The organism is Stenotrophomonas maltophilia group sp. Smal17 (genome assembly GCF_030237045.1).
Lineage (GTDB): Bacteria > Pseudomonadota > Gammaproteobacteria > Xanthomonadales > Xanthomonadaceae > Stenotrophomonas > Stenotrophomonas forensis.
This window is the reverse complement of record NZ_JASJSU010000003.1, coordinates 25,542-50,066: the sequence shown is the minus strand read 5'-3', so window position 1 is coordinate 50,066 and position 24,525 is coordinate 25,542. Positions and strand designations below refer to the sequence as shown.

Here is a 24,525-nt window from a genome sequence, read left to right as displayed (position 1 = left end):
GCCCGGCACCCCTGCGATCAGCCCAGGATTCCCGGCAGATCCAATCCCTTTTCCTTCGCGCAGTCGATCGCGATGTCATAGCCGGCATCGGCGTGGCGCATCACGCCGGTGGCCGGGTCGTTCCACAGCACGCGGCCGATGCGCTTGGCGGCGGCTTCGGTGCCGTCGCAGACGATCACCATGCCGGCGTGCTGCGAGAAGCCCATGCCGACGCCGCCGCCGTGGTGCAGCGACACCCAGGTGGCGCCGCTGGCGGTATTGAGCAGGGCGTTCAGCAGCGGCCAGTCGGATACTGCATCGGAGCCGTCGGCCATGGCTTCGGTTTCGCGGTTCGGCGACGCCACGCTGCCGCTGTCCAGATGGTCGCGGCCGATCACCACTGGCGCCTTCAGTTCACCATTGGCGACCATTTCGTTGAAGGCCAGGCCGAGGCGATCGCGGTCACCCAGGCCCACCCAGCAGATGCGCGCCGGCAGGCCCTGGAACTTGATCTTCTCGGCGGCCATGTCCAGCCAGCGATGCAGGTGCGGGTTGTCCGGAATCAGTTCCTTCACCTTTGCATCGGTCTTGGCGATGTCTTCCGGGTCACCGCTCAATGCCGCCCAGCGGAATGGGCCGATGCCGCGGCAGAACAGCGGACGGATATAGGCCGGCACGAAACCGGGGAAGTCGAACGCGTTCTCCACGCCTTCTTCCAGCGCCATCTGCCGCAGGTTGTTGCCGTAGTCCACGGTCGGCACGCCCAGCGCGTGGAAGCCGAGCATGGCGCGGATGTGGTTGGCCATCGACGCGCGTGCAGCCTTCTCCACTTCCTTGGGAGCGGATGCGCGCTTGTCGTCCCATTGCTCGACCGTCCAGCCCTGCGGCAGGTAGCCGTTCACCGGGTCGTGCGCGGAGGTCTGGTCGGTCAGCAGGTCCGGCTTGATGCCACGCGCCAGCAGTTCGGCCAGTACATCGGCCACATTGCCCAACAGGCCCACCGACTTCGGTGTACCGGCCTTGCACGATTCGTCGATCAGGCGCAGCGCTTCGTCCAGGTTGTCGGTCCACGTATCCAGATAGCCGGTGCGCAGGCGCATGTCGATGCTGCTCTTGCGGCATTCCACCGCCAGGCACGAGGCGCCGGCCATCACCGCGGCCAGCGGCTGCGCGCCGCCCATGCCACCGAGGCCGCCGGTGAACAGCCACTTGCCGGTCAGGTCGCCCCCGAAGTGCTGGCGGCCCATCTCCACGAAGGTCTCGTAGGTACCCTGCACGATGCCCTGCGCGCCGATGTAGATCCAGCTGCCGGCGGTCATCTGGCCGTACATGGCCAGGCCCTTCTTGTCCAGCTCGTTGAAGTGGTCCCAGTTGGCCCAGCGCGGCACCAGGTTGGAATTGGCGATCAGCACGCGCGGTGCGTCGGCGTGGGTGCGGAACACGCCCACCGGCTTGCCCGACTGCACCAGCAGGGTCTGGTCGTCGTCCAGGCGCTTGAGCGTTTCGACGATCGCATCGAAGCTCTCCCAGTCGCGCGCGGCGCGGCCGATGCCGCCGTACACCACCAGTTCCTGCGGCCGTTCGGCCACGTCCGGGTGCAGGTTGTTCATCAGCATGCGCAGCGGCGCTTCGGTCAGCCAGCTCTTGGCGTTCAGCGTGGTGCCGGTCGGCGCGGCAATGGTGCGGGACGGGTCGTTGCGGGTCATGCGGCGCTCCGGTTCGTTGCGAATTCAAGGCAGGCATTGAGCACCTGCGCCAGGGTGTGGCGCAGCGGTGCGGCGTGGTCGGGGTCGAGCGGGGTGGGCCAACTGTGTTCGTCCACCTGGTCGGGCAGCGGCTCGTGCATGTAGCCGCGGCAGGCCAGTTCCATCTGCAGGCTGTGCACGCCGCCGGCGACGTTGCTGTAGTGGCGTGTGATCCAGCCGCCCTTGAAGCGGCCGTTGCGCACCTGGCTCATGCCGCTGATTTTCAGCAGGTTCTCCACTACATCGCTCAACGCGTTGTCGCAGGACGTGTCCGGCGCACCGGAGGGGCCGGCGGTGCCCAGGTTGAACTGCGGCAGTTCGCCGTCGAACAGGTGTGGAATGTGCGAGCGGATCGAGTGCGCGTCGTACACCACCACGGTGCCATGGCGTGCGCGCAGGCGGGTGATCTGCGCGGCCAGCGCATCGTGGTAGGGCAGGAAATAGGTATCGCGGCGGCGCGCGATTTCCGCGTCGTCCGGTTCGCGCCCGGCGTGGTACAGCGGCTGGTTGTCGAAGGTGGTCAGCGGGCACAGCCCGGTGGTGTTCTGGCCCGGGTAAAGCGAGACACCGCTGGGATCACGATTGAGATCGATCACCGAACGTGAGATCGCCGAGCGCACGGTGGTTGCGCCCATGCCACGCACGAAGTCGTACAACTCGTGCACCCACCAGTCGGCATCGCGGCGTGCCAACCACGGCGAGTGGTAGTGGCCGATCAGGTCATGCGGCAGCTCGCTGCCGGTATGCGGGAAGCTGACGATGAGGGGGGCGTCGCCCTCGTGCACGGTCAGCCATTCGGGATGGGCATTCATGCCTGCGGTTCCACGGTCGGCAACAGATCGCTCAGGCCCTGCGCCAGCGCGCCGCTGCGCACCAGGTTCGTGGCGGTCACCATGTCCGGGTGGAAGTAGCGATCTTCTTCCAGCGTCGGCACCTGTGCGCGCAGGGTGGCGCGCACGCTTTCCAGCGCGGTGCTGGAGCGCAGCGGGGCGTGGAAGTCGCAGCCCTGCGCGGCGGCCAGCAGCTCGATGCCGATCACGTTGGCCGCGTTCTCGGCCATCTGCATCAGGCGGCGCGCACCGTGCGCGGCCATCGACACATGGTCTTCCTGGTTGGCCGAAGTCGGGATCGAATCAACGCTGGCCGGGTAGGCGCGCTGCTTGTTTTCCGAGACCAGTGCGGCGGCGGTCACCTGCGGAATCATGAAGCCGGAATTCAGCCCCGGGCGCGGGGTCAGGAACGCCGGCAGGCCGGACAGCGCCGGGTCCACCAGCATCGCCAGGCGGCGCTCGCTGATCGAACCGATCTCGCACACCGCCATCGCCAGCATGTCGGCGGCAAAGGCGACCGGCTCGGCGTGGAAGTTGCCACCGGAAAGGGCTTCGCCGGTGTCGGTGAACACCAGCGGATTGTCGGACACGCCATTGGCTTCGATTTCCAGCGTGGTCGCGGCCTGGCGCAGGATGTCCAGTGCGGCGCCCATCACCTGCGGCTGGCAGCGCAGGCAGTACGGGTCCTGCACGCGCACGTCGTTGTCACGGTGCGATTCGCGGATGTCCGAGCCCTGCATCAGCGTGCGCAGCGTGGCCGCAGTGGCAATCTGCCCGCGCTGGCCGCGGATGGCGTGGATGCGCGGATCGAACGGCGTATCGGAGCCCTTGGCCGCTTCCACCGACAGCGCACCGGTGACCAGCGCGGCCTGGAACACGGTCTCGATCTCGAACAGGCCGGCCAGCGCATAGGCGGTGGAGAACTGGGTGCCGTTGAGCAGCGCCAGGCCTTCCTTTGCACCCAGTTCGATCGGCTGCAGACCGGCGCGTGCCAGTGCATCGATCGCCGGCAGGCGTTCGTCGCCGATGAAGGCTTCGCCCACGCCCAGCATCACGCTGGCGAGGTGCGAGAGCGGTGCCAGGTCACCCGAAGCACCCACTGAGCCCTGTGCCGGCACCACCGGCAGCACGCCCTTGACCAGCATCGCTTCCAGCAGCAGCAGGGTTTCTTCGCGGATGCCCGAAGCACCCTGCGCCAGGCTGACCAGCTTCAGCGCCATCATCAGGCGCACCACGCTGGCCGGCATTGGTTCGCCGACGCCTGCCGCATGCGAGAGCACGATGTTCCGCTGCAGGGTGGCCAGGTCCTCGCGCTCGATGCGCACGCTGGCCAGCTTGCCGAAGCCGGTGTTGATGCCATAGACCGGCGCGCCCTTGGCGACGATGGCGGCCACGGCCGCGGCACTGGCACGCACCACCGGCAGCGCGGCCGGGTCCAGTGCCAGCGGTGAACCGCGATAGACCTGCCGCCACTGGGCGAGAGTGACGTGGCCGGGGCGAAGAACCAGGGTGTTGCTCATGTGTTGCTCCAGGAGGCAGGCAGGTCGGGCTGTCCGCGCACCACGCGCGCGTGCAGCGGGTTGAATCCAATGCGATAGACCAGGTCGGCGGGGGCGTCGATGTCCCAGATCGCCAGGTCGCAGTCCATGCCCACGGCCAGGCGGCCGATACGGTTGCCATGGCCCAGTGCACGCGCCGCTTCACGGGTGAAACCGGCGATGCACTCGTCCACGGTCAGGCGGAACAGGGTGGCGCCCATGTTCATCGCGAGCAGTGGGCTGGTCAGGGGCGAGGTGCCCGGGTTGCTGTCGGTGGCCAGCGCCAGCGGCACCCCGGCCGCACGCAGCGCCGCGATCGGCGGCAGGGTGGTATCGCGGGTGAAATAGAAGGCGCCGGGCAGCAGCACGGCGACGGTGCCGGCGGCGGCCATCGCGGCGATGCCGGCGTCATCGAGGTGTTCGATATGGTCGGCCGAGAGTGCACCGAAGCCGGCCGCCAGTTCGGCGCCATGCTGGTTGCTCAGCTGCTCGGCATGGATCTTCACCGCCAGCCCGTGGGCACGTGCCGCCTCGAACACCTGCCGCGCCTGTGCGGGCGAGAAGGCGATGTTCTCGCAGAACACGTCCACCGCTTCGGCCAGGGCTTCGGCGGCGATGGCCGGAATCATCACGTTGCACACCTCGTCGGTGTACTCCTGTGCCTCGCGGCCCGGCGGGATGGCATGTGCGCCGAGGAAGGTGGTCACCACGTTGACCCGGCATTCCTCGCCCAGCGCACGCGCCACCTGCAACTGCTTGCGTTCGTCGGGCAGGGTCAGGCCGTAGCCGGATTTGATCTCGAGCGTGGTCACGCCTTCGGCGCGCATCGCCAGCAGGCGTGGGCGGCTTTCGCGGGCCAGCTGTTCCGGCGTCGCGGCGCGGGTGGCGCGTACGGTGGAGACGATGCCGCCGCCGGCACGGGCGATCTCCGCATAGCTGACGCCCTGCAGGCGCTGCTCGAACTCGTTGGCGCGGTTGCCGGCGTAGACCAGATGGGTGTGGCAGTCGATCAGTCCCGGCGAGATCCAGCGGCCTTCGCCGTCGATGCGGGTGGTCGGTTGCAGGTGGGCATCGCTGCCGGCGGTGCCGACATGGACGATGCGTCCGTCGGCGCAGGCCAGCACGCCATCGCGGATGACGCCCAGGCCGTCGCCGTCGAGGGTGATCAGGTGGACGTTGGACCAGAGGGTATCGACGTGCATGGCATCCACAACGCGGCTGTGCTTATATGTCTATACAATATAGGCGTCCATTTCGGGTTGTCCAGCCATGTCCGATTCGCGTTCCCCCCACAGATTCCATGCCGCCCACGCCCTGCTAGCCGGGGGCTGGGCCCGCGATGTCCAGCTGCAGGTGCAGGACGGCCGCATCACGGACATCCGCGCGGGCCAGGGTACGCAGCCGGGCGATACCCGGGTCGGCATCCTGGTGCCGGGCCTGCCCAACCTGCACAGCCACGCGTTCCAGCGCGGCATGGCCGGCCTGACCGAGATCGGCGGCGGTGACGGCGACAGTTTCTGGAGCTGGCGCGAGCTGATGTACCGCTTCCTGGCCCACCTGCGCCCGGATGCGGTGCAGGCCATCGCCGCCCAGGCCTATATGGAAATGCTGGAAAGCGGCTTCACCCGCGTTGGCGAATTTCACTATCTGCACCACGATGCCGACGGCCGCCCGCATGCCAACCGTGCCGAGATGAGTGCGAGGATTGCGGCGGCGGCCGATCAGACCGGCATCGGCCTGACCCTGCTGCCGGTGTTCTATGCCCATGCCGACTTTGGCGGTGCGGCGCCGAATCCCGCGCAGCGTCGCTTGATCCACGATGTGGACGGCTTCGCGCAGCTGTTGGAGGCCGCCAAGCCGGCATTGGACGCGCTGCCCGATGCGGTGCTCGGCATCGCTCCGCACAGCCTGCGCGCAGTCACGGGCGAGGAACTGGGTGCATTGTTGCCGCTCACCGAAGGCCCGGTGCATATCCATATCGCCGAGCAGGTGCGCGAAGTCGAGGCCTGCCTGGCCTGGAGCGGCCAGCGCCCGGTGCAGTGGCTGTTCAACCATGCGCCGGTGGATGCGCGCTGGTGCCTGGTGCATGCCACCCACATCACCGATGACGAGCGCGCAGCCATCGTAGCCAGCCAGGCCGTGGCCGGCCTGTGCCCGATCACCGAGGCCAACCTGGGCGACGGCCTGTTCCCGATGCAGGCGTTCGCACGCGAAGGCGGTCGCTTCGGCGTCGGTTCCGATTCCAATGTGCTGATCGATGCCGCCGAAGAGCTGCGCCTGCTTGAGTACGGCCAGCGCCTGACCCTGCGCGGGCGCAATGTGCTGGCCCCGGATGCCACCCGCAGCACCGGTCGCTTCCTGTTCGAGGGCGCACTGCACGGCGGTGCGCAGGCGCTGGGCGTGGCCGCCGGACTGCGGGTCGGTGCCAGTGCCGACCTGGTTGAACTGGACGCTGCGCATCCCGCGCTGCAGGCGCGACAGGACGACGCATGGCTTGACAGCTGGGTGTTCGCCGCACGTAATGGCGCGCTGCGATCGGTCTGGCGCCATGGCCGCCAGTGCGTGGCCGACGGCCGCCACCTGCAGCGCGAGGCGATCACCACCGCCTTTGCCGCCGCCCTGAAGGGCGTGCTGGGCTGATCGCCCCCGCCACCGAGACCCCATTACGTGAAGGCCAGCAAGTCCGCCACGCTCAACCAGCGTATCCGCAGCGATCTGGAAAGCCGCATCCTCAGCGGAGAGTGGGCGCCGGGCTTCCGTATTCCGTACGAGCACGAGCTGATGGAGCAGTACGATTGCTCACGGATGACGGTGAACAAGGTGCTGACCGCACTGGCCGAGAGCGGCATGATCGAGCGCCGCCGTCGCGCCGGCTCGTTCGTGGCGCGGCAGCCGCCGCACCTGGAGCAGGTGGCGCTGGAGATCCCCGATATCGCGATGGAGGTTGGTTCGCGCGGTCATCAGTACGGCTACCAGCTGCTGCAACGCGAGCTGCGCCTGGCCGACGCCGGCAATGCCGGTGAAGTGGAGCTGGCCGGCCAGCAGAAGCTGTTGGCGATGCGCTGCCTGCACCTGGCCGATGGTCGCCCGCTGGCGCTGGAACACCGCTTGATCAGTCCGGTGGGCGTGCCCGAGGTGCTGGAGGTCGATTTCAACACCACAGCGCCGGGTAGCTGGCTGCTGCAGAACGTGTCATGGACCCGGGCCCAGCACCGCATCAGTGCCTGGGGCGCGGACACCGCCACGGCCAAGCTGCTGGAGGTGAAGCCCGGCACCGCCTGCCTGGTGATCGAGCGGCTGACGTGGCGCGGTGAACAGCCGATCACCCGCGTGCGGCAGGTGTTCCTGGGCGACGCCTGGGATCTGGTGGCGCGGTTTGCGCCGGGGGCGCGGTAAGGGCGGATCCACGCATCGCGTGGATCTACTGAATCCCGGTTGGGATTACGCGATGCGTGCGAACCCTTGGTAGATCCACGCCATGCGTGGATGCTGCCTCATCAATAGGTAGCGCACTGCCGCCAGCGCACCGGCTCATCCACGCCGGGGCGGGCATTGAGCTGGATGCGCACGTTGCGCAGCGCGGGGTAGTGCAGCACTTCCTCGCAGACCCGTGGCCACACCGCGTCCAGTTCACCAGTGCGGTTGATCGCCAGGGTCTGGCGGGTCAGCCACACGCCGCTGGCAATGCCGGGCTTGCCGGCCAGCGCACGGGCCAGCTCGGCCTGGTAGCGATCCAGGGTGGCCGCATCCGGGTTCGGATTGCGGCGCGCGTCAGTGTCCGAGGGGGCCGGTGGAGTGGCCGGTGCGGCCGGGGCCGGCTCGGTTGCAGGCGCGACCGCAGGCGTCGCCGCCATCGGTGCAGCGGCAACAGGTCTGGCCTCTTCCATGTGCAGCCCCTGCAGGCCCAGGCCGACCAGCAACCCGAGCGTGACCGAGCCCAGTGCGGCTATGGCGATCCGGCGCAGCGCCTCATGCCTGGCGCTGGCGCGCACGCGCGCTTCGATGTCGCCCGGCAGGTAGGGTTGCAGCAGTGGCCACAGGCGTGGGCCGTCCAGCACTTCAACCGCCTGCTTTTCCGCAGCACTGCGGCCATCGCGTTCGATCCGGCCCTCGGTCAGCAGCACACCGCCCCTGGCGCCGGCCAGGCGTGCAGCCGCGCCCAGTTCATTCACTGCGGCGGTGCCGATGCGGTAGGCCAGGCCATGCTTGCATGACACCAGCCACTGGTTCGGGCCGTCGCTGAGCAGGAAATCACTGCTCGGCTCGCGGGATTCCTCGGCAGGGTCATTCAGTTCGCGCAGGCCACGCTGCTCGCGCAGCATGCGCTTGACCAGTACCGAGAATTCGCGCCAGTGCATGCCGGCCAAGGCCTGCAGGCCGAGTTGCATCTCCTTCTGCCGCCGCTTGATCCACCACAGATAGACAACGGCAAGGGAACAGCTAAACAGGGCCGACAGCAGGGCCAGGATCCAGGGGAGCATGCAGGAGGTGCGCGGAGGGGACGAGTGCGGAAGACGACAGTGTAAAGGTCGTATCGCGCCGCTGGGTCAGGAGGTTCCTGACAGGAAACGTGACGGCGCACGCAGATTCGGCATACGACGGACACGAAAAACCCGCCAATCCTGAAGCCGTGAGGGGAGGGAACAAACGGCAGCCGAAGCGATTGGCGGGTTGCTCGCGATTGTCAATCAAAATTTATTGCATTGCAACAATGGCGGTCAGGGCACGCTGTCCGGTGACTGATGGCTGCCCGGGGCGGGAGCGTCGGCACCGGAGGCGGCGCGGTTCTCCAGCTTTGCCAGGCGCGCATGCAGGGCATCGATGCGGGCTTCCAGCGCCGTCACTTCGTCGGCGGTGGGTACATGCAGGCGCTTGAGGACGCCCTGCACCTGGTCGTCGAAGGCCTTTTCGACCTTGTTCCAGGTGCCGGAGGCCTTTTCGCGGGCTTCGTCCAGCGACGATTCCACGTTGTCACGCCAGCCCGGGCCCTGCTCGCCGCTGCGTTCACGGCGGCGCGACTCCCAGGCCTCGCCTTCCTTCACCAGGCCATCAAAGAAACGGCTGCCTTCGGCCTGGGCACGTCCCAGCGCGCCGAGGCCGGCCAGCCAGACCTGCTGGGCCGAGTCGCTCAGCTTGCGCGAGAAGCGCTCGGCCTGATCACCGAAAGAGGCGTCGTCGTCGCGGCGGTCGTCGTTCTCGTACTGGTTCATCGTACTTCCCGTGGGAGTTGGGCCTGCCCCGAGAGTAGCGCGCGTTGGCGTTGCACGGCCGTGACGGCCGCCGCCGGGGTTCAGCCCAGCTTTTCCTTCAGCACGCGCTGGATCTCGCCTTCGACCATGCCCTTCATCGCCGACAGCAGGAAACCCAGCTTGGCGGTCACGCGCACGGCGCCCGGCTGCAGTTCGATCGCGCCGTCCACGCCGCTGCCGGAAAAGTTCAGGACGTCCGCGGTCCAGGACGACTTCAGGCCGAAGCGCTCGGACAGCTTGGCGGCGACCTGTTCGATTGCCGCGCGCGCCTGTGCGTCGGGCAGGGCGTGGGCGTGGCGGACATCGATGGTGGACATGCAGGCTCCTGGCGCAGGGCGGGGATGATCAATGAGGGCGAGCATTGTGCGCATCGAGGGCCTTCGCGCCAAGCACTCATCGCAGGTTCTTCTTCGTTGGCGGCCAACCTGCTAGGCTGCGCCGCGTGCAGAACCTGCTTGTTCACTTCAGTCAGCAACAACAGCCCGACCAGCCCCTGCGGCCCGGGGTGCAGCGCATCGTGCGCCAGGCCAACGGCAGCGTGCGGCTCGGCGACGCCGGCAACGGCGCCCTGCTGCTGGCGCAGTTCTGCATGGACGACCGCGGCCTCTGGCTGCAGGTCGGCAACGGTATCCGCGGCATCCACGTGAACGGCCGGCCGGTGCGCCGGATGGCCCTGCTGCGTGCAGGCGACGCAGTGTATGTGGATGGCGTGGAGATGGTGCTGCAGGGTGAGGTCGAAAGCCTGTTGCAGGCGCCGGCGCCGAAAAACGAAGAGGTCAGCGACGAACAGCAGCGCCTGCTGCGCGGTGTCGGTGGCCTCCATCATGGGCGCGGCTTCAATCTGTCGCGGGCCCGCCTGATTGGCCGCGGCAGCGAGGCCGACATCGCCATCGATGACCCGGCGTTCGCCGAGCAGCACGCCCGCGTAGAAGTGCACGGCGAGCGCGTACTGCTTCGCGACCTGGGCAGTGCCGACGGTACCCGGGTCAACGGCGTGGCCGTGCGCCACTGCTGGCTGCAGGCCGGCGACCAGGTGGTGTTCGATGGCCAGCACCGTTTCGTGCTGGAAGTACCGCATGATCCGCGTCGGCGACCGCTGCCGGTCGAGGACGAGTCGAGCCAGGATGCCGAGCAGGCGTCGGTGCTGCCGGCTGCATCGCGCAAGGTGCGGCGCTGGCCGTGGCTGCTGGCGAGCGCACTGCTGCTGGCCGCGCTGCTCAGCCTGCTGCTCTGGTTCGGCGCGCGCTGACCTGAACCCTCGGGGGCCGCTCTGGTGGGTGCCGACCTTGGTCGGCACGCTTCTTCGGCGGGCTTGACGCCTGACGGCGTACGCCGACCAAGGTCGGCGGCTACCGGCACCATGCTGGCGGCGAATGGATTCCAATGAAACCAAATTTCCCTTGCCGCACTAGGCCGCAAGGCTGGTGCACTGCGGCATACTAGGGGTCTTGCCCCACAGGTGTGACATGACGCGCGCGTTCAACTTCAGTGCCGGCCCTGCAACCTTGCCGGAATCGGTCCTGCGCCAGGCGCAGGCGGAAATGCTGGACTGGCACGGGTCCGGCGCCTCGATCGTGGAAATGAGCCATCGCGGCGCGGAGTTCATGTCCGTGGCGGCCGAGGCCGAGGCCGACCTGCGGCGACTGCTCGACATCCCCGACGACTATGCGGTGCTGTTCCTGCCCGGTGGCGCCACCACCCAGCAGGCGCTGATCCCGCTCAACTTCGCCGCCCCCGGCCAGCGCGCCGACTACGTGGTCAGCGGTCACTGGGGCAAGACCGCGGTCAAGCAGGCCGGTGTCTACGTCGACGTCAACATTGCCGCCAGCAGCGAGGCCGATGGCTACCGCACGCTGCCGCCGCGTGCCGACTGGCAGCTCTCGCCTGAGGCCGCCTACGTGCACATCACCGCCAACGAGACCATCCACGGCGTCGAGTTCCGTGATGTGCCCGACACCGGCAACGTCCCGTTGATCGCCGATTTCAGTTCGTCCATCGCCAGCGAGCCGCTGGATGTGCGCCGCTATGGCGTGATCTACGCCGGTGCGCAGAAGAACCTCGGCCCGGTCGGTATCGCGGTGATGATCATCCGCCGTGACCTGCTTGAACGCAGCGGCCAGCCGCGCGCGGACATCTTCGATTACCGCTCGCACGTTGCCCGCGATTCGATGCTCAATACCCCGCCGACCTGGAACTGGTACCTGGCCGGGTTGGTGTTCAAGTGGATGCTGGCCGAAGGCGGGGTGACCGAGTTCGCCAAGCGCAACGCCGCCAAGGCCGCCCTGGTGTACGGCGCCATCGACGGCTCCGGTGGCTTCTATCGCAACGAAGTCGCGCATGCGGCGCGTTCGCGGATGAACATCCCGTTCTTCCTGCCCGATGCCGACCTCGATGCCCGCTTCGTGGCCGAAGCCAAGGCCGCCGGCCTGCTGGCGCTGAAGGGGCACAAGGTGGTCGGGGGCATCCGCGCCTCGCTGTACAACGCCATGCCGCTGGCCGGGGCCGAGGCGCTGGTCGCCTTCATGGCCGATTTCCAGCAGCGTCACGGTTGAGCAATGAACGGCGCGCACCGTCGGGTGCGTGCCCCGCAACAAGGAACTCCGATGGCAAGCAGCAAATCCAGCAAGAAGGCGCCGAAGAAGGCAGAACCGGCCAAGGACAGCGCGCCCGCCAGGGCGAAGGGCAAGGCCAAGGCCGCGTCGAACCCGGCACCGACCCTGGCGCCGCTGGCGTTGGCCGATGTGCGCTCGAAGATCGACCAGATCGACCGTGACATCCAGAACCTGATTGCCGAGCGCGCGCGCTTCGCCCATCAGGTGGGCAAGGCCAAGGGCAAGCTCGCCGCCGCCGTCGACTACTACCGCCCCGAGCGCGAAGCGCAGGTGCTGCGCATGGTGGTGGACCGCAACGAAGGCCCGCTCAGCGACGAGCTTCTGGTGCACGTCTACCGCGAGATCATGTCGGCCTGCCTGGCCCAGCAGGAGCCACTGAAGATCGGCTACCTCGGCCCGGAAGGCACCTTCAGCCAGCAGGCCGTGCTCAAGCACTTCGGCCGCTCGGCGCTGGGCCTGCCGATGGCGAGCATCGAAGAAGTATTCCAGGAAGTGGAAGCGGGCAACGCCGATTTCGGCGTGGTACCGGTGGAGAATTCGGGCCAGGGCACCATCCAGATCACCCTGGACATGTTCCTGACCTCCAACCTGAAGATCTGCGGCGAAGTGGAGCTGCGCGTGCAGCAGTACCTGATGTCGCGCAGCGGCCGCATCGAGGACATCGAGCGCATCTACGCACACCCGCAGTCGTTCATGCAGACCTCGGCCTGGCTGCGCGCCAACCTGCCGAAGGCCGAGAAGATTCCGGTGTCGAGCAATGCCGAAGGCGCGCGCCGTGCGCGCAACGCCGACGATGCAGCGGCCATCGGTGGCGAGAGCGCCGGCCATGTGTACGGCCTGAAGAAGGTGGTCACCAAGCCGATCCAGAACGACGCCGACAACACCACCCGTTTCCTGGTGGTGGGCCGCAACATCTTCCCGACCTCCGGCCATGACCGCACCTCGGTGCTGGTGTTCATCCATGACAAGCCCGGTGCGCTGTTCGACGTGCTCAGCCCGTTCGCCCGCCATGGCATCAGCATGAACCGCATCGAGTCGCGCCCGTCGCACCACGGCAAGTGGGAATACGGCTTCTTCATCGACCTGGCCGGCCATATCGACGACGCGCCGATGCAGGCTGCGCTGGCCGAACTGGAAGCGCACTCGGCGCAGATCAAGGTGCTGGGTTCCTATCCGGTGGCCGTGCCCTGAGTGCTGCTGTGGCGGCTGCGGCCGCTGCCCCCTGATGCATCGCCGGCGCTGCCGGCGTTTACGGAATGATCGAACGATGAGCAACGCGCAACACTGGATTGCCCGCAAGGGCCAGCCGCTGCAGGGCAGCCTGACCATTCCCGGCGACAAGTCGGTCTCGCACCGCTCGGTGATGTTCGCCGCGCTGGCCGATGGCACCTCGCATATCGACGGCTTCCTGGAAGGCGAAGACACCCGCGCGACCGCGCGCATCTTCAGCCAGCTGGGCGTGCGCATCGAAACGCCTAGCCCGTCGCAGCGCATCGTGCACGGCGTCGGCCTCGACGGCCTGAAAGCACCGGACGCGCCGTTGGACTGCGGCAACGCCGGTACCGGCATGCGCCTGCTGGCCGGCCTGCTGGCCGGGCAGGCGTTTGATTGCACGCTGATCGGCGATGAATCGCTGTCTGGCCGCCCGATGCGCCGCGTCACCGGCCCGCTGTCGCAGATGGGTGCGAAGATCGATACCGAGAGCGATGGCACGCCGCCGCTGCACGTGCATGGCGGCCAGACGCTGCACGGCATCGATTTCGCCTCGCCGGTGGCCAGCGCACAGATCAAGTCGGCCGTACTGCTGGCCGGCCTGTATGCGCAGGGCGAAACCCAGGTGACCGAACCGCACCCGACCCGCGACTACACCGAGCGCATGCTGTCCGCGTTTGGCGTGGACATCGAATTCTCGCCGGGCAAGGCGCGCCTGCGTGGCGGCCAGCGCCTGCGTGCCACCGACATCGTGGTCCCGGCCGACTTCTCCTCGGCTGCGTTCTACCTGGTGGCGGCCAGCATCATTCCCGGCTCCGAGCTGCGCCTGAAGCAGGTCGGCCTGAATCCGCGCCGCACCGGCCTGCTGCATGCACTGCGCCTGATGGGCGCAGACATCACCGAAGAGAATCCGGCCGAGCAGGGTGGTGAACCGGTGGCTGATCTGCTGGTGCGCTACGCGCCGCTGAAAGGCGCACGCATTCCGGAAGCGCTGGTGCCGGACATGATCGATGAGTTCCCGGCGCTGTTCGTGGCCGCTGCCGCCGCCGAGGGCGAGACCGTGGTCAGCGGTGCCGCCGAGCTGCGGGTCAAGGAATCCGATCGTCTGGCTGCGATGGCCACCGGCCTGCGCGCGCTGGGCATGCAGGTGGACGAAACCGAAGATGGCGCCACCCTGCATGGTGGTGTGCGCCTGGGCAGCGGCACCATCGAAAGCCACGGCGACCACCGCATTGCCATGGCGTTCGCCATCGCCGGCCAGATCAGCGATGGCGAAGTGCGCATCAACGACATCGCCAACGTCGCCACATCCTTCCCGGACTTCGACGGCCTGGCACGCAGCGCCGGGTTCAACCTGGCCTGAGCGGCCAGGTCCGGCGGACGACACAACCCGGTAGGTGCCAACCTTGGTTGGCACGCTTTCATCGACCGGTAGGTGCCAACCTTCGTTGGCACGCTTCTCCAGATAAAAAGACGGAGGCCGAAGCCTCCGTCGAAACATCACGAACCCCTCGTCCGCGATCAACGCTGCTCGGTGCGGAAATCCACCGGGACCCGCACCACGCTTGCTACTGCGCGGCCGTCATGCACCGCAGGCTGGAACTTCCAGTTCTGCACGGTGTTGAGCACCGCACGATCCAGGTCGCGGCTGCGCTCGCCACTGCGCGAAACAATCGCAGCATTGGCGACATTGCCGCGGGTATCGACATTCAGGCTGGCGATCACGCTGCCCTGCACGCCACTACGAAGTGCAGCGGCGGGGTAGGTCGGCATGCGGTTGCTGGCCAGCGGGCGCGCTTCACGATTGCGCACCACCGGTGCGGCCTTGCGCTGGCTGGAAGCCGGTGCGGCCTGACGCGCGGCAGGCGCCGCAGCATCGGCAACCGCAGCCTGCTCAGGAGCCGGCAGCATGCGCTCGCCAACCGGTGCCGGCGCCACATCTTCCTGGTTCGAGTGACGCAGCCACAGCAGGGCGGCCGCGAACATCGCCACGATCAGCGCGATCCACATCCACGGTGATGTGGGCCTGTGCTGCAGGCTGGAATCCTGCTGCAGCTGCGGCGAATGGAGGTCTTCGTGGGTGGTGGCAGTCATCGCAAACTCCTTCCGTCAATGGACGACGTGGGCAGTGTTGCCCGAGCCATGGACGAGGAGTGTCAGCGTTGCGTCAACGCAACCGGCAGGGTTCAGTTTGCCTGCCGGCAAGCGTTCAGTTACTGCGTCTTGAAGTCGAACGGCACTTCAATGCTGCCGGGTACGGCCTGGCCGTTGCTCTGCGCCGGAGTAAAGCGCCAGCGGCGCACTGCATCGGTGGCGGCACGGTCGAGCTCGCGTGAGCCGCTGCGCTGGATCACCGTGGCGTTGTTCGGGTAGCCGGTGGCATCCACATCCACGCGCACCACCACGCTGCCGGTCTCACCGGCACGCAGGGCGGCGGCAGGATAGGCAGGCGGCGGCGACTGGCCGGCAATCGGCATCGGCTGGCTGTTGCCGGTGGCCGCCGGCGCAGGGCCCGGTGCAGCCGGGGCCGCTTCCGCCACCGGGGCAGGCGGCGGCGGGGCGGTTTCGACCAGCTTCGGGGCTTCTTCCTCCACCGGGGCCGGTTTGGCATCGGGCATGTCGCTGGAGCCCGCGGCCGCGGCCAGCGGCTCCGGCAATGGCTCCACCTGGGCCGTTTCCTGCGGGGTCTGCGCGGCCGGGTCGGCGCGGAAGAATTCCTTGTCGCGGCCGGTCAGCCAGACCAGCACGAACAGCAGGATGCCCACGCCGAACGCGATGCCGGCGATCTTCAGGGCGTTGCGCGGGATATGCAGGGTGAACGACTTGGCGGACGACGAGCGGGGTGCAGACATGGACCGGACCAGTGCGGAATAGCCCGATTCTGCCACGGCGGGAATGAACCGGGCGGCAGAAATCCGTATAACAAGCGATAATCCCGTCCCTGATACCCACCACGACACCTGCCATGCTTGATCCAGCCCTGCTCCGCCACCAGCCCGCCGACCTCGCCGAACGCCTGCGCACCAGCCGCGGCTTCGAGCTCGACGTGTCTGCCCTGGAGTCCCTGGAGGCCGATCGCAAGCGCATCCAGGTGCGTACCCAGGAGCTGCAGAGCCTGCGCAACAGCCGTTCCAAGGCCATCGGCCAGGCCAAGGCCAAGGGCGAGGACGTCTCGGCCATCATGGCCGAGGTCGCCGCGTTCGCCGACGAGCTGAAGGCTTCGGAAGTGGCCCTGGACGAACTGCGCGAGAAGATCGATGCGATCTCGATGGGCATCCCGAATATTCCGGCCGATGACGTGCCGGCCGGGGCCGACGAGAACGACAACGTCGAGCAGGCGCGCTGGGGTACCCCGCGCCAGTTCGATTTCAAGGTGCTGGATCACGTCGAACTCGGCGCCCGCAATGGCTGGCTGGACGGCGAGACCGCCGCCAAGCTGTCCGGCTCGCGCTTCACCGTGCTGCGCGGCCCGATCGCGCGCCTGCACCGTGCGCTGGCCCAGTTCATGGTCGACCTGCATACCGGCGAGCACGGCTATGAAGAGACCAACGTACCGCTGCTTGTCAACGCCGATTCGCTGCGTGGCACCAGCCAGCTGCCGAAGTTCGAGGACGACCTGTTCAAGACCGCCGTGGGTGATTCCACGCGTTACCTGATCCCGACCTCGGAAGTGCCGCTGACCAACATCGTGCGCGACGAGATCGTGGATGCCGAGCGCCTGCCGCTGCGCATGACCGCGCATTCGATGTGCTTCCGCGCCGAGGCTGGCAGCGGTGGCCGCGACGTGCGCGGCATGATCCGCCAGCACCAGTTCGAGAAGGTCGAGCTGGTCTCGATCAGCCGCCCGGAAGACAGCGACGCCGAGCACCAGCGCATGACCCGCTGCGCCGAAGTGGTGCTGGAAAAGCTGGGCCTGCCGTACCGCAAGGTGCTGCTGTGCACCGGCGACATGGGCTTCTCGGCGATCAAGACCTACGACCTGGAAGTCTGGCTGCCGTCGCAGGAGACCTACCGCGAGATTTCCTCGTGCTCGAACTGCGGTGATTTCCAGGCCCGCCGCATGCAGGCCCGCTGGCGCAACCCGGCCACCGGCAAGCCGGAGCTGGCGCACACCCTGAATGGCTCGGGCGTGGCGGTGGGCCGCGCGATGATCGCGGTGATGGAGAACTACCAGAACGCCGACGGCAGCATCACCGTGCCGGAAGCGCTGCGCCCGTACATGGGCGGCCTGGAAACCATCGCCTGACACCCTGATCGGGTGGGTGCCATGCTTGCATGGCACCGCCGTGGCTCTGGTGGGTGCCATGCTTGCATGGCGCCGAATCCACGCACGGCGTGCATCTACAATGCCGGTTACATCCACGCCCTGCGTGGATGAACCACCGCGATCACGCCATGGCGCGCACCTTCTCCAACGGCACCCATCCGGGTTCGCCCGTTTCCGGTACGCACCACGCCCAGCCATTGAGCGTGCGTTCCCCGCGCAGCACCTGCCCGGGATCCACATCCAGTTCCCGCGCGCAGTAGTCCTCCGTGGCAAAAGCGCCACCCTGCGCATCGCGGCCGATCACCGGCGCCGGTACGAAACCGGGCTGCTGTCCCTCGGCTTCGCACAGGAACCAGTCGTCCCAGCCCTCCGGGCCTTCATAACGCTCGCCCACCACCAGCGCCTGGCCGCGGCGCAGGGTGATCGGGTGCGGAAATTCGCTGCGGTGCGCAGCCGTCACGATGTAGTTCATGCCTCAGCCTAACGCGTCGCCCAAGAAAACGGCCCCGCAATGCGGGGCCGCCGGGGTGGGCCGGGATGGGGGAGGGGATCCCGGCCCTCGTTCAGCGCCCAGACGAGGAGAGAGGGGCGCGGAACGCTGGAACGCGTTATGCCGCGACGGCTTCGGCCACTTCGTGCGACGGCAGGGTGGCCAGCGCGCCGGCAATGGCGTCTTCACGGTGCTGCGGCGAGTAGGCGATGCCTTCGGCACGCACGAACTCGACCTCGTTGATGCCCATGAAGGCGAACACCTGGCGCAGGAACGGCTCCTGGAAGTCAGCCGGCGAGTCGGTGTAGATGCCGCCACGGCTGCTGGCGATGATCACCCGCTTGCCACCGGCCAGGCCGACCGGGCCGTTCTCGGTGTACTTGAAGGTGCGGCCGGCCACAGCCACGCGGTCGATCCAGGCCTTCAGCGTGGACGGAATGCTGAAGTTGTACATCGGCGCGCCGATCACCACGATGTCGGCGTCCAGGAACTGCTGCATCACCTGTTCAGCATCGGTCGCCTCGGCGGCATCGGTCTTGGCCAGCGAGCTGCTGCGCAGATGCGGTACCGGATTGGCGTCAAGATCGCGATAATCGACCTGCAGGCCATCGACTTGGCCGGTGAAGCGGGCGACCACGGCGGCCGACAGCTGGCGGGACACGGAGTTGTCGCCAAGCACGCTGGCGTCGAGATGCAGAAGCTTCATGGCAGTCACCTATGTTCTGGGAGGAAGGGGCGGGGTGCCCCCGCCGACGGAGAGAACGATAGGTTGTTGCAAAGGCGGGATAAAGGTGGTTGAATGCCACGTATTGTTCTAGATATGGAACTCGGGCATGCATGACCTGAATGATCTGTACTACTTCGCGATGGTGGTCGACCACGGCGGATTCGCCGCCGCCGAGCGCGCACTGGGCATCCCCAAGTCTCGCCTGAGCCGCCGCATCAGCCAGCTGGAAACCGACCTGGGCGTGCGCTTGCTGCAGCGCTCGACGCGCCGTTTCGCGGTCACCGACGTCGGCACCAGCGTGCACCGCCACGCGCAGACCATGCTGGCCGAGGCGCAGGCCGCACGCGAAGTGGTGGACCGCCTCAGCGCGGAACCGCGCGGCGTGGTGCGCGCCAGCGTGCCGGTGTCGCTGGCGCAGATGCAGCTGCCCAAGCTGCTGCCCAAGTTCCTGGAGCAGTACCCGAAGGTGCGCCTGCAGCTGAACATCAGCAACCGCCGCGTGGACATCATCAATGAAGGCTACGACGTCGCGCTGCGCGTGCGTTCGCGCCTGGACGACGACGGCAGCCTGGTGATGCGCAGCTTCGGCCAGGTGCAGGAACTGCTGGTAGCCAGCCCGAAGTACCTGGATCGCGCCGGCCGCCCGAAGGACCCGGAAGAGCTGACCCAGCACGTCACCCTCAGCATCAGCGAAGACGAAGCGCGCCAGCGCTGGGAGCTGCATGGCCCGGAAGGCGAAGTGCGCCGGGTCGACCTGCAGCCGCGCGTGGCCGGCTTCGACTTCCCGCTGCTGCAGAGCATGGTGAAGGACGGCTTCGGCATCACCATGCTGCCGGAAACCGTGTGCGCCGACGCGGTGCGCAATGGCGAGCTGGAAGTGGTGCTGCCGGACTGGTCGCTGCCACAGGGCGTGTGCCACGCCGTGTTCGCCTCGCGCCGCGGCCTGCTGCCGGCGGTGCGGGTATTCATCGACTTCCTGGCCGAGCACCTGCCGCCGCAGCTTGAGGCCTCGCGCCTGGACTGCGGTGGTGCCTGTGAGAAGGCCAAGGAGCGGATCAAGGCCAGTGCACTGGGCGCGTTGGCGGTGGACGCGGGCTGAGGCCTGCTGTGGGAGCGCTGGGTGATGCCCGGCGCCACGCCGGTCTTGGGCAAATCGCCCGGCCGTGCGAGAATACGCGCCCGGCCAGCGGGCTGGGTCGATACGGAGAGATGGCCGAGCGGTTTAAGGCACCGGTCTTGAAAACCGGCGAAGGGTTAAACCTTCCGTGGGTTCGAATCCCACTCTCTCCGCCAGAATTCTCAAGAAGCTCCTGGAAACAGGGGCTTTTTTGTTGCTGTCGCATCAGCCACGGCAAAGGCCACAGCGCCGCAGACTGCCGAGCCTGTCATATTCGGCGGCGCAGGGGCTGGCTAGACTCGGCCGGCACGCATGATGCGTGCACTTCGCCAATTCCGAGGACGATAGTCATGTTGAAAGGATTTAGACCTCTCACCGCAGCTGCGTTGTGCCTGCTTGGCCTCTCTGCCTTCGCCCAGACCGCCGCCGCGGCGCAATGGGTCGACAGCGGCCGCACTGCATACCTCAAGTACAGTTTCTTCGGCAGCTTCGCCGAACATACCTGCAACGCTGGCACTGCACCGATCCAGGGCTATCCGGGCAGCTGCGCCAATGATGCACCCAGCGGCTGGACGGCCAACTACACCGCCTCCAGTGGACTGGCCAACGACCAGGTGAATGCCTGCGGGCACAACCCGTTCCAGCTCGGTTCGGCCTGCTATGGCCTGGCGTATGCGATCAACGGGCAGGTCTACGCCGGTGGGCTGCCGGCCGCATGCAATGTCGGCGCGCGTGCCGTAGTCACCTCCGCCCGCATGGAAACCGTCGAAATCCAGTACGAAGAACTCGACGTTGATTTCATCGAGTCGGCGCAGGAGTACATCTGCCAGTAAGCCCGTCGCAGGACGCTGCCGAGCACGGCAGCGTCCTGCCTTTTACGGCGCCGGCAGCTTCATCAGCCGCGACGATACCCCGCGTTGGGCTTGTTGTGGCACAACGGGTAACTGGAACACGACCGGAACGGCCCATGCGGTCCATTCCGCTGCACAAACACCCCCACCTTGCACACTGGGCATCGTTCCTCGTTGATGGCCGCGCCTGAAATCCCGGTCACTTCCACAGCCCCGTCCTTGACCAGCTCATCCAGGAACGGCGAGTGCTTGCCCTGCAGGGTGAACATCACCACCGAGCGCCGCGCACGCGTCAGTGCCACATAGAACAGCCGCCGTTCTTCGCTCAGCGGGTAGGTATCGCCCTCCGGCATCGTCAGCGACAGCACCGGGTCATCCGAGCGCAGGCTGGGGAACCCACGGTTCACCATGCCCGGCAGGATCACGTAGTCCGCCTCGCGCCCCTTCGAGCGATGCGCGGTCAGGAACTCGACGTCCATCGTGCTGCCAAACGACGTTCTCCACTCCGCAGGCACCGCACTGCGATCGGCCTGATAGCGCCCGAGGATGAAGACCGTCACGCGTCCGTTGCGACCCTGCGGCACCGCACCGGACAACAGTTGCTGATGCAGCCTGGTGAGGTACTGGCGCACACCGTCCTGCACCTCCTCACGCCGGCTCATCTGGAAGGCCCGCAGCACCGGGCCGGTTGCCGACGCAGCAGAACGGACCGCCTTGGCAATCTGCGCCGGATTGCGACTGATGAAGCGGCTGGACACATCGCACAGTGCCTGCGGGCAGCGGAAGGTCTGCTCCAGTTTCAACACCTGGCCATGTCCCATCCACTCACGGAATCCGGTCATCACCGAAACGTCGGCGCCGGCGAAGCGGTTGATCGACTGCCAGTCATCGCCCACCGCAAACAGGTGGCGGCCCGGCTGGCTGACCAGCGCACGGCAGAGGCGGGCGCGGGCGCGCGAGGCGTCCTGGAATTCGTCGGCCAGCACCAGGTCGTAGGGCGACGCATAGTGTCCCTGCTCCAGCAGCCCGGCGGCCATGTTGAGCATGTCTTCGAAATCGATGCCGCGTTCGTCGGCCAGTGCGTTGTCCCAGGCCTGGAATACGGGGCCGGCGATTTCCAGGAAGCGGCGGTACCGTTCCTTGAATTGGTCTTCGGGCATCTGTCGCAAGCGCGCAGCCATATCGTCCAGCGTCAGGCAGTTGCTCTTGGCATGGGCAATGAACGTGCGCATCAATCCGATCAGGTCTGCATCCGGCATCGGCTTGGCGCCGGCATCGGGCAGTTCGCGGTCGGGGTTCGGGTCGAGCTCGACGCCGCACTCGCCCAATTTCTCCGTCAGGTCGTGCAGGGCGTGCCCGCTGCGCAGGCCAAACGAGGTGGTCTCGACAAGCGCAGTGCCACGCGCCACATGCTGTTGCCGCTTCCAGTGCATGCCCTCAGCATAGTTGGCGAAATGCTTCAGTGGCTGGCCATCGGCATCCAGCGCAAAGTGCTCGTGATACAGCGCGGCGTCCGGGTAATAGAAGTCCGGCCGATACTGGCGATGGGTGTCGGTGGCCGTATCAAATTCATAGCGTCGCTCGTAGTCGTACGCAACGCCGTTGTAGAACAGCCAATCGGCAATGACGCACTCTTCCAGGCTCTTTACCCGTTCACCCTGCAGGGAGCGGATGTAGGGCGTGCCGTCGCGGTCGAAGCCATCGGCCATCATCTCGGCGCCGAACGGCGGAAGGTCGCGGCCGAACACCAGCCGGAACATGTCCCACTGGGTGCGGAAGTGGATCGAGCGATCCTTCAGATCATCCACCAGCTCGGCCAGCTTGTTGAAGCCCTGCGTGGCATCGATGGCCCATTCGGGAATGTCGGGCTTGCGGCCGGTGGCCTTGCCGATGATGGCCAGGCCCAACGCATGGAAGGTCCGCGCCTCGACCACGGTGTCACCCATGCCGAGCCGATCAAAGGAGCGCTGCGCGCGCGCTTCCAGTTCCTTGGCCGCATCTTTGTTGAAGGCGAGCATGACGATCCGCTCGGGTTCGACAAAGCCGCGATCGATGGCATAAGCCGCCTTGGCGACCATCGTGGAGGTCTTGCCAGAGCCGGCCGCGGCCACGACCTGCACGCGGTTGTCGAAGCAGATGACCGCGCGGGCCTGTTCCTCGGTCAGCGGTCTGCTCTCGACCCGGTCCAGGAAGTCCTTGGCCAGGACCAGCTCACGCATGGCCATGGCGTCGTTCGCTTCGGCCCATACGGCAGGCCAATCCAGATGCCAGTCGTTCAGCGCTTCCAGCGCGGCCAGATGGTGGCTGGAGCGTAGGTCGTCATGCACGCTGGCATCGAGGAACAGGCGCTCCAGCTCATCCGGGGAGAGTGGCAGGGCGGGGCGGTCGGCCAGCAGCGCTTGTTGTTGTTCGTGGGTGATCCAACGCCGGCTGGCGTGACCGCGATCGGTCAGTGCGTCCGCTGCACTTAGCCAGGCCTGGATCTGCGCCAGCACGTCCTCGAACAGGCCTTTGCGCCCGCGTGTGCTGCGCGCGGACAACACGTCCTGCACCGCCGCGGCGAATTGGGACGCTTGCCGATTGGGCAGCCCGCCCACGGACACAGGACCCCGTTCAGTTTGCAGCGCAACCCGGGCCCAGAACAGCCCGGGGACAACCTGCACACGATGATCGCCATCCACGTGCTGGCGGTATTGCTCGCCCCCAAGGGTCAGCTCGAGGTGTTCGCCATCAAGCCGCAGCCGCCACAGTGGCGAGCGGGTCACACGCTGGCCCCAGCCCGAGGGGCGCCATTCCATAGACATCCAGATACTGCCTTGCATGCTTCACCGGGCGTATAGCGCCCTTACAACCCCATGATAAGGGGCCTTGGTGCCGCATGTGGCGCCCGCGCATCTGGCGCGCTGGCTGATGGCGTGTCACGCGTTCACATCCACGACAATCCGCCCACGCACCTTGCCCGGGATGATCTGCTCGTACACGTCCAGCACCTCGGCAAGGCCGATCTGCTGCACGGTGCTTTCCAGCTTCTGCAGGTCCAGATCGGTGGCGAGGCGGTCCCATGCACGCTGGCGTACGTCCTGCGGGGCATTCACCGAGTCCACGCCGGCCAGGGTCACGTTGCGCAGGATGAAGGGAATGACCGACCCGTGCAGCGCATCACTCTGTGCGAGGCCACACGCTGCCACGGCGCCACGGTACTTGGTCTCTGCAATCGCGTTGACCAGCGTCGGTCCACCGGCCACGTCCACCACGCCGGCCCAGCGTTCCTTGCTGACCGGCCTGTCACGCGGCTCGGAGAACTGCGCGCGGTCGATGATCTCCGCTGCACCGAGGCTGTGCAGATACTCGGCGTGTTCCGGGCGGCCGGTGGCGGCCACTACGCGGTAGCCCAGCTTGGAAAGAATGGCCACGGCAATCGAGCCCACGCCGCCATTGGCGCCGGTTACCAGCACATCGCCCTTCTCCGGGGTCACATCCGCGTCTTCCAGTGCCAGCACGCACAGCATGGCGGTGTAGCCGGCAGTGCCGATGGCCATGGCATCGCGGGTGGTCAGGTTGCCGGGAATCTTGTTCAGCCACTCACCCCGCACGCGGGCGCGCTGGGCCAGGCCACCGTGGTGGCCCATGCTCAGGTCCCAGCCATTGAGCACCACGCGATCACCGGTTTTGAAACCGGCATTGCTGGATTCCAGCACCACGCCCGCCAAGTCGATGCCGGGAATGAGCGGATACGTGCGCATGACCGGGCGCGAATGGGTCAGCGCCAGCGCGTCCTTGTAATTGAGCGTCGAATATTCAACCTGCACCAGGACGTCGCCATCCATCAGGTTGGCTTCATCGAAATCGACAAGTTCGGTGGAAACTCCATCGTCGGTCTTGCGGGTCAGCAGCGCCTTGAAACTCAT

General features: G+C 67.1%; 22 protein-coding genes and 1 tRNA gene. 10 read left to right on the top strand and 13 right to left on the bottom strand.

What is annotated here, in order from left to right; genetic code table 11:
- Positions 1-17 precede the first annotated feature (17 nt).
- From hutU to hutI, 4 genes are read right to left on the bottom strand one after another with little or no spacing between them, the layout of a single operon-like run.
- Positions 18-1,685, bottom strand: coding sequence for a urocanate hydratase (gene hutU / locus QRO93_RS02135; RefSeq protein ID WP_180880111.1), 1,668 nt, complete (start codon positions 1,683-1,685; stop codon positions 18-20).
- Positions 1,682-2,536: an N-formylglutamate deformylase gene (hutG, locus tag QRO93_RS02130; protein WP_053450187.1), complete on the bottom strand. Its 855-nt coding sequence runs from the start codon at positions 2,534-2,536 to the stop codon at positions 1,682-1,684. The genes hutU and hutG overlap by 4 nt, the downstream gene beginning before the upstream one ends.
- Positions 2,533-4,074, bottom strand: coding sequence for a histidine ammonia-lyase (gene hutH, locus QRO93_RS02125; protein ID WP_180880113.1), 1,542 nt, complete (start codon positions 4,072-4,074; stop codon positions 2,533-2,535). The genes hutG and hutH overlap by 4 nt, the downstream gene beginning before the upstream one ends.
- Positions 4,071-5,294, bottom strand: a complete 1,224-nt coding sequence (gene hutI / locus QRO93_RS02120; RefSeq protein WP_180880115.1) for an imidazolonepropionase — start codon at positions 5,292-5,294, stop codon at positions 4,071-4,073. Before hutI ends, hutH begins: the two co-directional genes overlap by 4 nt.
- 67 nt (positions 5,295-5,361) lie before the next feature.
- Between hutI and QRO93_RS02115 the strand changes: the two genes are divergently transcribed.
- Positions 5,362-6,732 carry a formimidoylglutamate deiminase gene (locus QRO93_RS02115; RefSeq protein ID WP_180880117.1) on the top strand — a complete coding sequence of 457 codons (1,371 nt, stop codon included), beginning with the start codon at positions 5,362-5,364 and terminating at the stop codon, positions 6,730-6,732.
- 27 nt (positions 6,733-6,759) lie between these two features.
- Complete coding sequence (hutC, locus tag QRO93_RS02110) at positions 6,760-7,488, top strand: histidine utilization repressor (protein ID WP_180880119.1); 729 nt, start codon at positions 6,760-6,762, stop codon at positions 7,486-7,488.
- A 101-nt stretch (positions 7,489-7,589) separates the two neighbouring features.
- Here hutC and QRO93_RS02105 read toward each other — a convergent pair whose 3' ends face one another.
- The 3 genes from QRO93_RS02105 to QRO93_RS02095 all read right to left on the bottom strand — a co-directional run bounded on the left by QRO93_RS02105 (position 7,590) and on the right by QRO93_RS02095 (position 9,658).
- Positions 7,590-8,573, bottom strand: a complete 984-nt coding sequence (locus QRO93_RS02105; RefSeq protein ID WP_180880121.1) for a restriction endonuclease — start codon at positions 8,571-8,573, stop codon at positions 7,590-7,592.
- A 237-nt stretch (positions 8,574-8,810) separates the two neighbouring features.
- Positions 8,811-9,302, bottom strand: a complete 492-nt coding sequence (locus QRO93_RS02100) for a phasin family protein (protein WP_180880123.1) — start codon at positions 9,300-9,302, stop codon at positions 8,811-8,813.
- Between the two features lie 80 nt (positions 9,303-9,382).
- The gene (locus tag QRO93_RS02095) at positions 9,383-9,658 is read right to left on the bottom strand and encodes a polyhydroxyalkanoic acid system family protein (RefSeq protein WP_005417302.1); all 276 of its coding nucleotides are present in this window, start codon (positions 9,656-9,658) and stop codon (positions 9,383-9,385) included.
- 125 nt (positions 9,659-9,783) lie between these two features.
- Here QRO93_RS02095 and QRO93_RS02090 point away from each other — a divergent pair, with 125 nt between their 5' ends.
- From QRO93_RS02090 to aroA, 4 genes are all read left to right on the top strand, one after another.
- Positions 9,784-10,590, top strand: coding sequence for an FHA domain-containing protein (locus QRO93_RS02090; RefSeq protein ID WP_180880125.1), 807 nt, complete (start codon positions 9,784-9,786; stop codon positions 10,588-10,590).
- Between the two features lie 217 nt (positions 10,591-10,807).
- Positions 10,808-11,893 (top strand): 3-phosphoserine/phosphohydroxythreonine transaminase, encoded by a 1,086-nt coding sequence (gene serC, locus QRO93_RS02085; protein ID WP_180880127.1) that lies wholly within the window; start codon positions 10,808-10,810, stop codon positions 11,891-11,893.
- A 51-nt stretch (positions 11,894-11,944) separates the two neighbouring features.
- Positions 11,945-13,144, top strand: a complete 1,200-nt coding sequence (gene pheA, locus QRO93_RS02080) for a prephenate dehydratase (RefSeq protein WP_180880129.1) — start codon at positions 11,945-11,947, stop codon at positions 13,142-13,144.
- 76 nt (positions 13,145-13,220) lie between these two features.
- Entirely contained in the window at positions 13,221-14,528 is a 1,308-nt protein-coding gene (gene aroA, locus QRO93_RS02075; RefSeq protein WP_053450177.1) for a 3-phosphoshikimate 1-carboxyvinyltransferase, read from the top strand.
- A 158-nt stretch (positions 14,529-14,686) separates the two neighbouring features.
- Here aroA and QRO93_RS02070 read toward each other — a convergent pair whose 3' ends face one another.
- Positions 14,687-15,259 (bottom strand): energy transducer TonB, encoded by a 573-nt coding sequence (locus QRO93_RS02070; RefSeq protein ID WP_006452398.1) that lies wholly within the window; start codon positions 15,257-15,259, stop codon positions 14,687-14,689.
- 119 nt (positions 15,260-15,378) lie between these two features.
- A complete protein-coding gene (locus QRO93_RS02065) occupies positions 15,379-16,017 on the bottom strand; it encodes an energy transducer TonB (RefSeq protein ID WP_180880133.1) in 639 nt (212 codons plus the stop codon).
- 113 nt (positions 16,018-16,130) lie between these two features.
- On the opposite strand from QRO93_RS02065, the gene serS reads away from it, so the two are divergent.
- A complete protein-coding gene (gene serS, locus QRO93_RS02060; protein WP_049458692.1) occupies positions 16,131-17,411 on the top strand; it encodes a serine--tRNA ligase in 1,281 nt (426 codons plus the stop codon).
- A gap of 142 nt (positions 17,412-17,553) precedes the next feature.
- Here serS and QRO93_RS02055 read toward each other — a convergent pair whose 3' ends face one another.
- Both QRO93_RS02055 and QRO93_RS02050 read right to left on the bottom strand, forming a co-directional pair.
- Positions 17,554-17,904, bottom strand: a complete 351-nt coding sequence (locus tag QRO93_RS02055) for a ligand-binding protein SH3 (RefSeq protein ID WP_180880135.1) — start codon at positions 17,902-17,904, stop codon at positions 17,554-17,556.
- Between the two features lie 136 nt (positions 17,905-18,040).
- Positions 18,041-18,628: an FMN-dependent NADH-azoreductase gene (locus QRO93_RS02050; RefSeq protein WP_049458690.1), complete on the bottom strand. Its 588-nt coding sequence runs from the start codon at positions 18,626-18,628 to the stop codon at positions 18,041-18,043.
- 127 nt (positions 18,629-18,755) lie between these two features.
- Between QRO93_RS02050 and QRO93_RS02045 the strand changes: the two genes are divergently transcribed.
- The 3 genes from QRO93_RS02045 to QRO93_RS02035 all read left to right on the top strand — a co-directional run bounded on the left by QRO93_RS02045 (position 18,756) and on the right by QRO93_RS02035 (position 20,599).
- Complete coding sequence (locus QRO93_RS02045; protein WP_005410175.1) at positions 18,756-19,748, top strand: LysR family transcriptional regulator; 993 nt, start codon at positions 18,756-18,758, stop codon at positions 19,746-19,748.
- A gap of 104 nt (positions 19,749-19,852) precedes the next feature.
- Positions 19,853-19,942: transfer RNA gene (locus QRO93_RS02040), tRNA-Ser, on the top strand.
- 174 nt (positions 19,943-20,116) lie between these two features.
- Positions 20,117-20,599, top strand: a complete 483-nt coding sequence (locus QRO93_RS02035; RefSeq protein WP_164087413.1) for a hypothetical protein — start codon at positions 20,117-20,119, stop codon at positions 20,597-20,599.
- A gap of 62 nt (positions 20,600-20,661) precedes the next feature.
- Here the strand turns inward: QRO93_RS02035 and QRO93_RS02030 are convergent, their stop codons facing one another.
- Both QRO93_RS02030 and QRO93_RS02025 read right to left on the bottom strand, forming a co-directional pair.
- On the bottom strand, positions 20,662-23,415 hold the full coding sequence (locus tag QRO93_RS02030; protein WP_180880163.1) for a UvrD-helicase domain-containing protein: 2,754 nt from the start codon (positions 23,413-23,415) through the stop codon (positions 20,662-20,664).
- A 120-nt stretch (positions 23,416-23,535) separates the two neighbouring features.
- On the bottom strand, positions 23,536-24,525 hold the full coding sequence (locus QRO93_RS02025) for an MDR family oxidoreductase (RefSeq protein WP_180880137.1): 990 nt from the start codon (positions 24,523-24,525) through the stop codon (positions 23,536-23,538).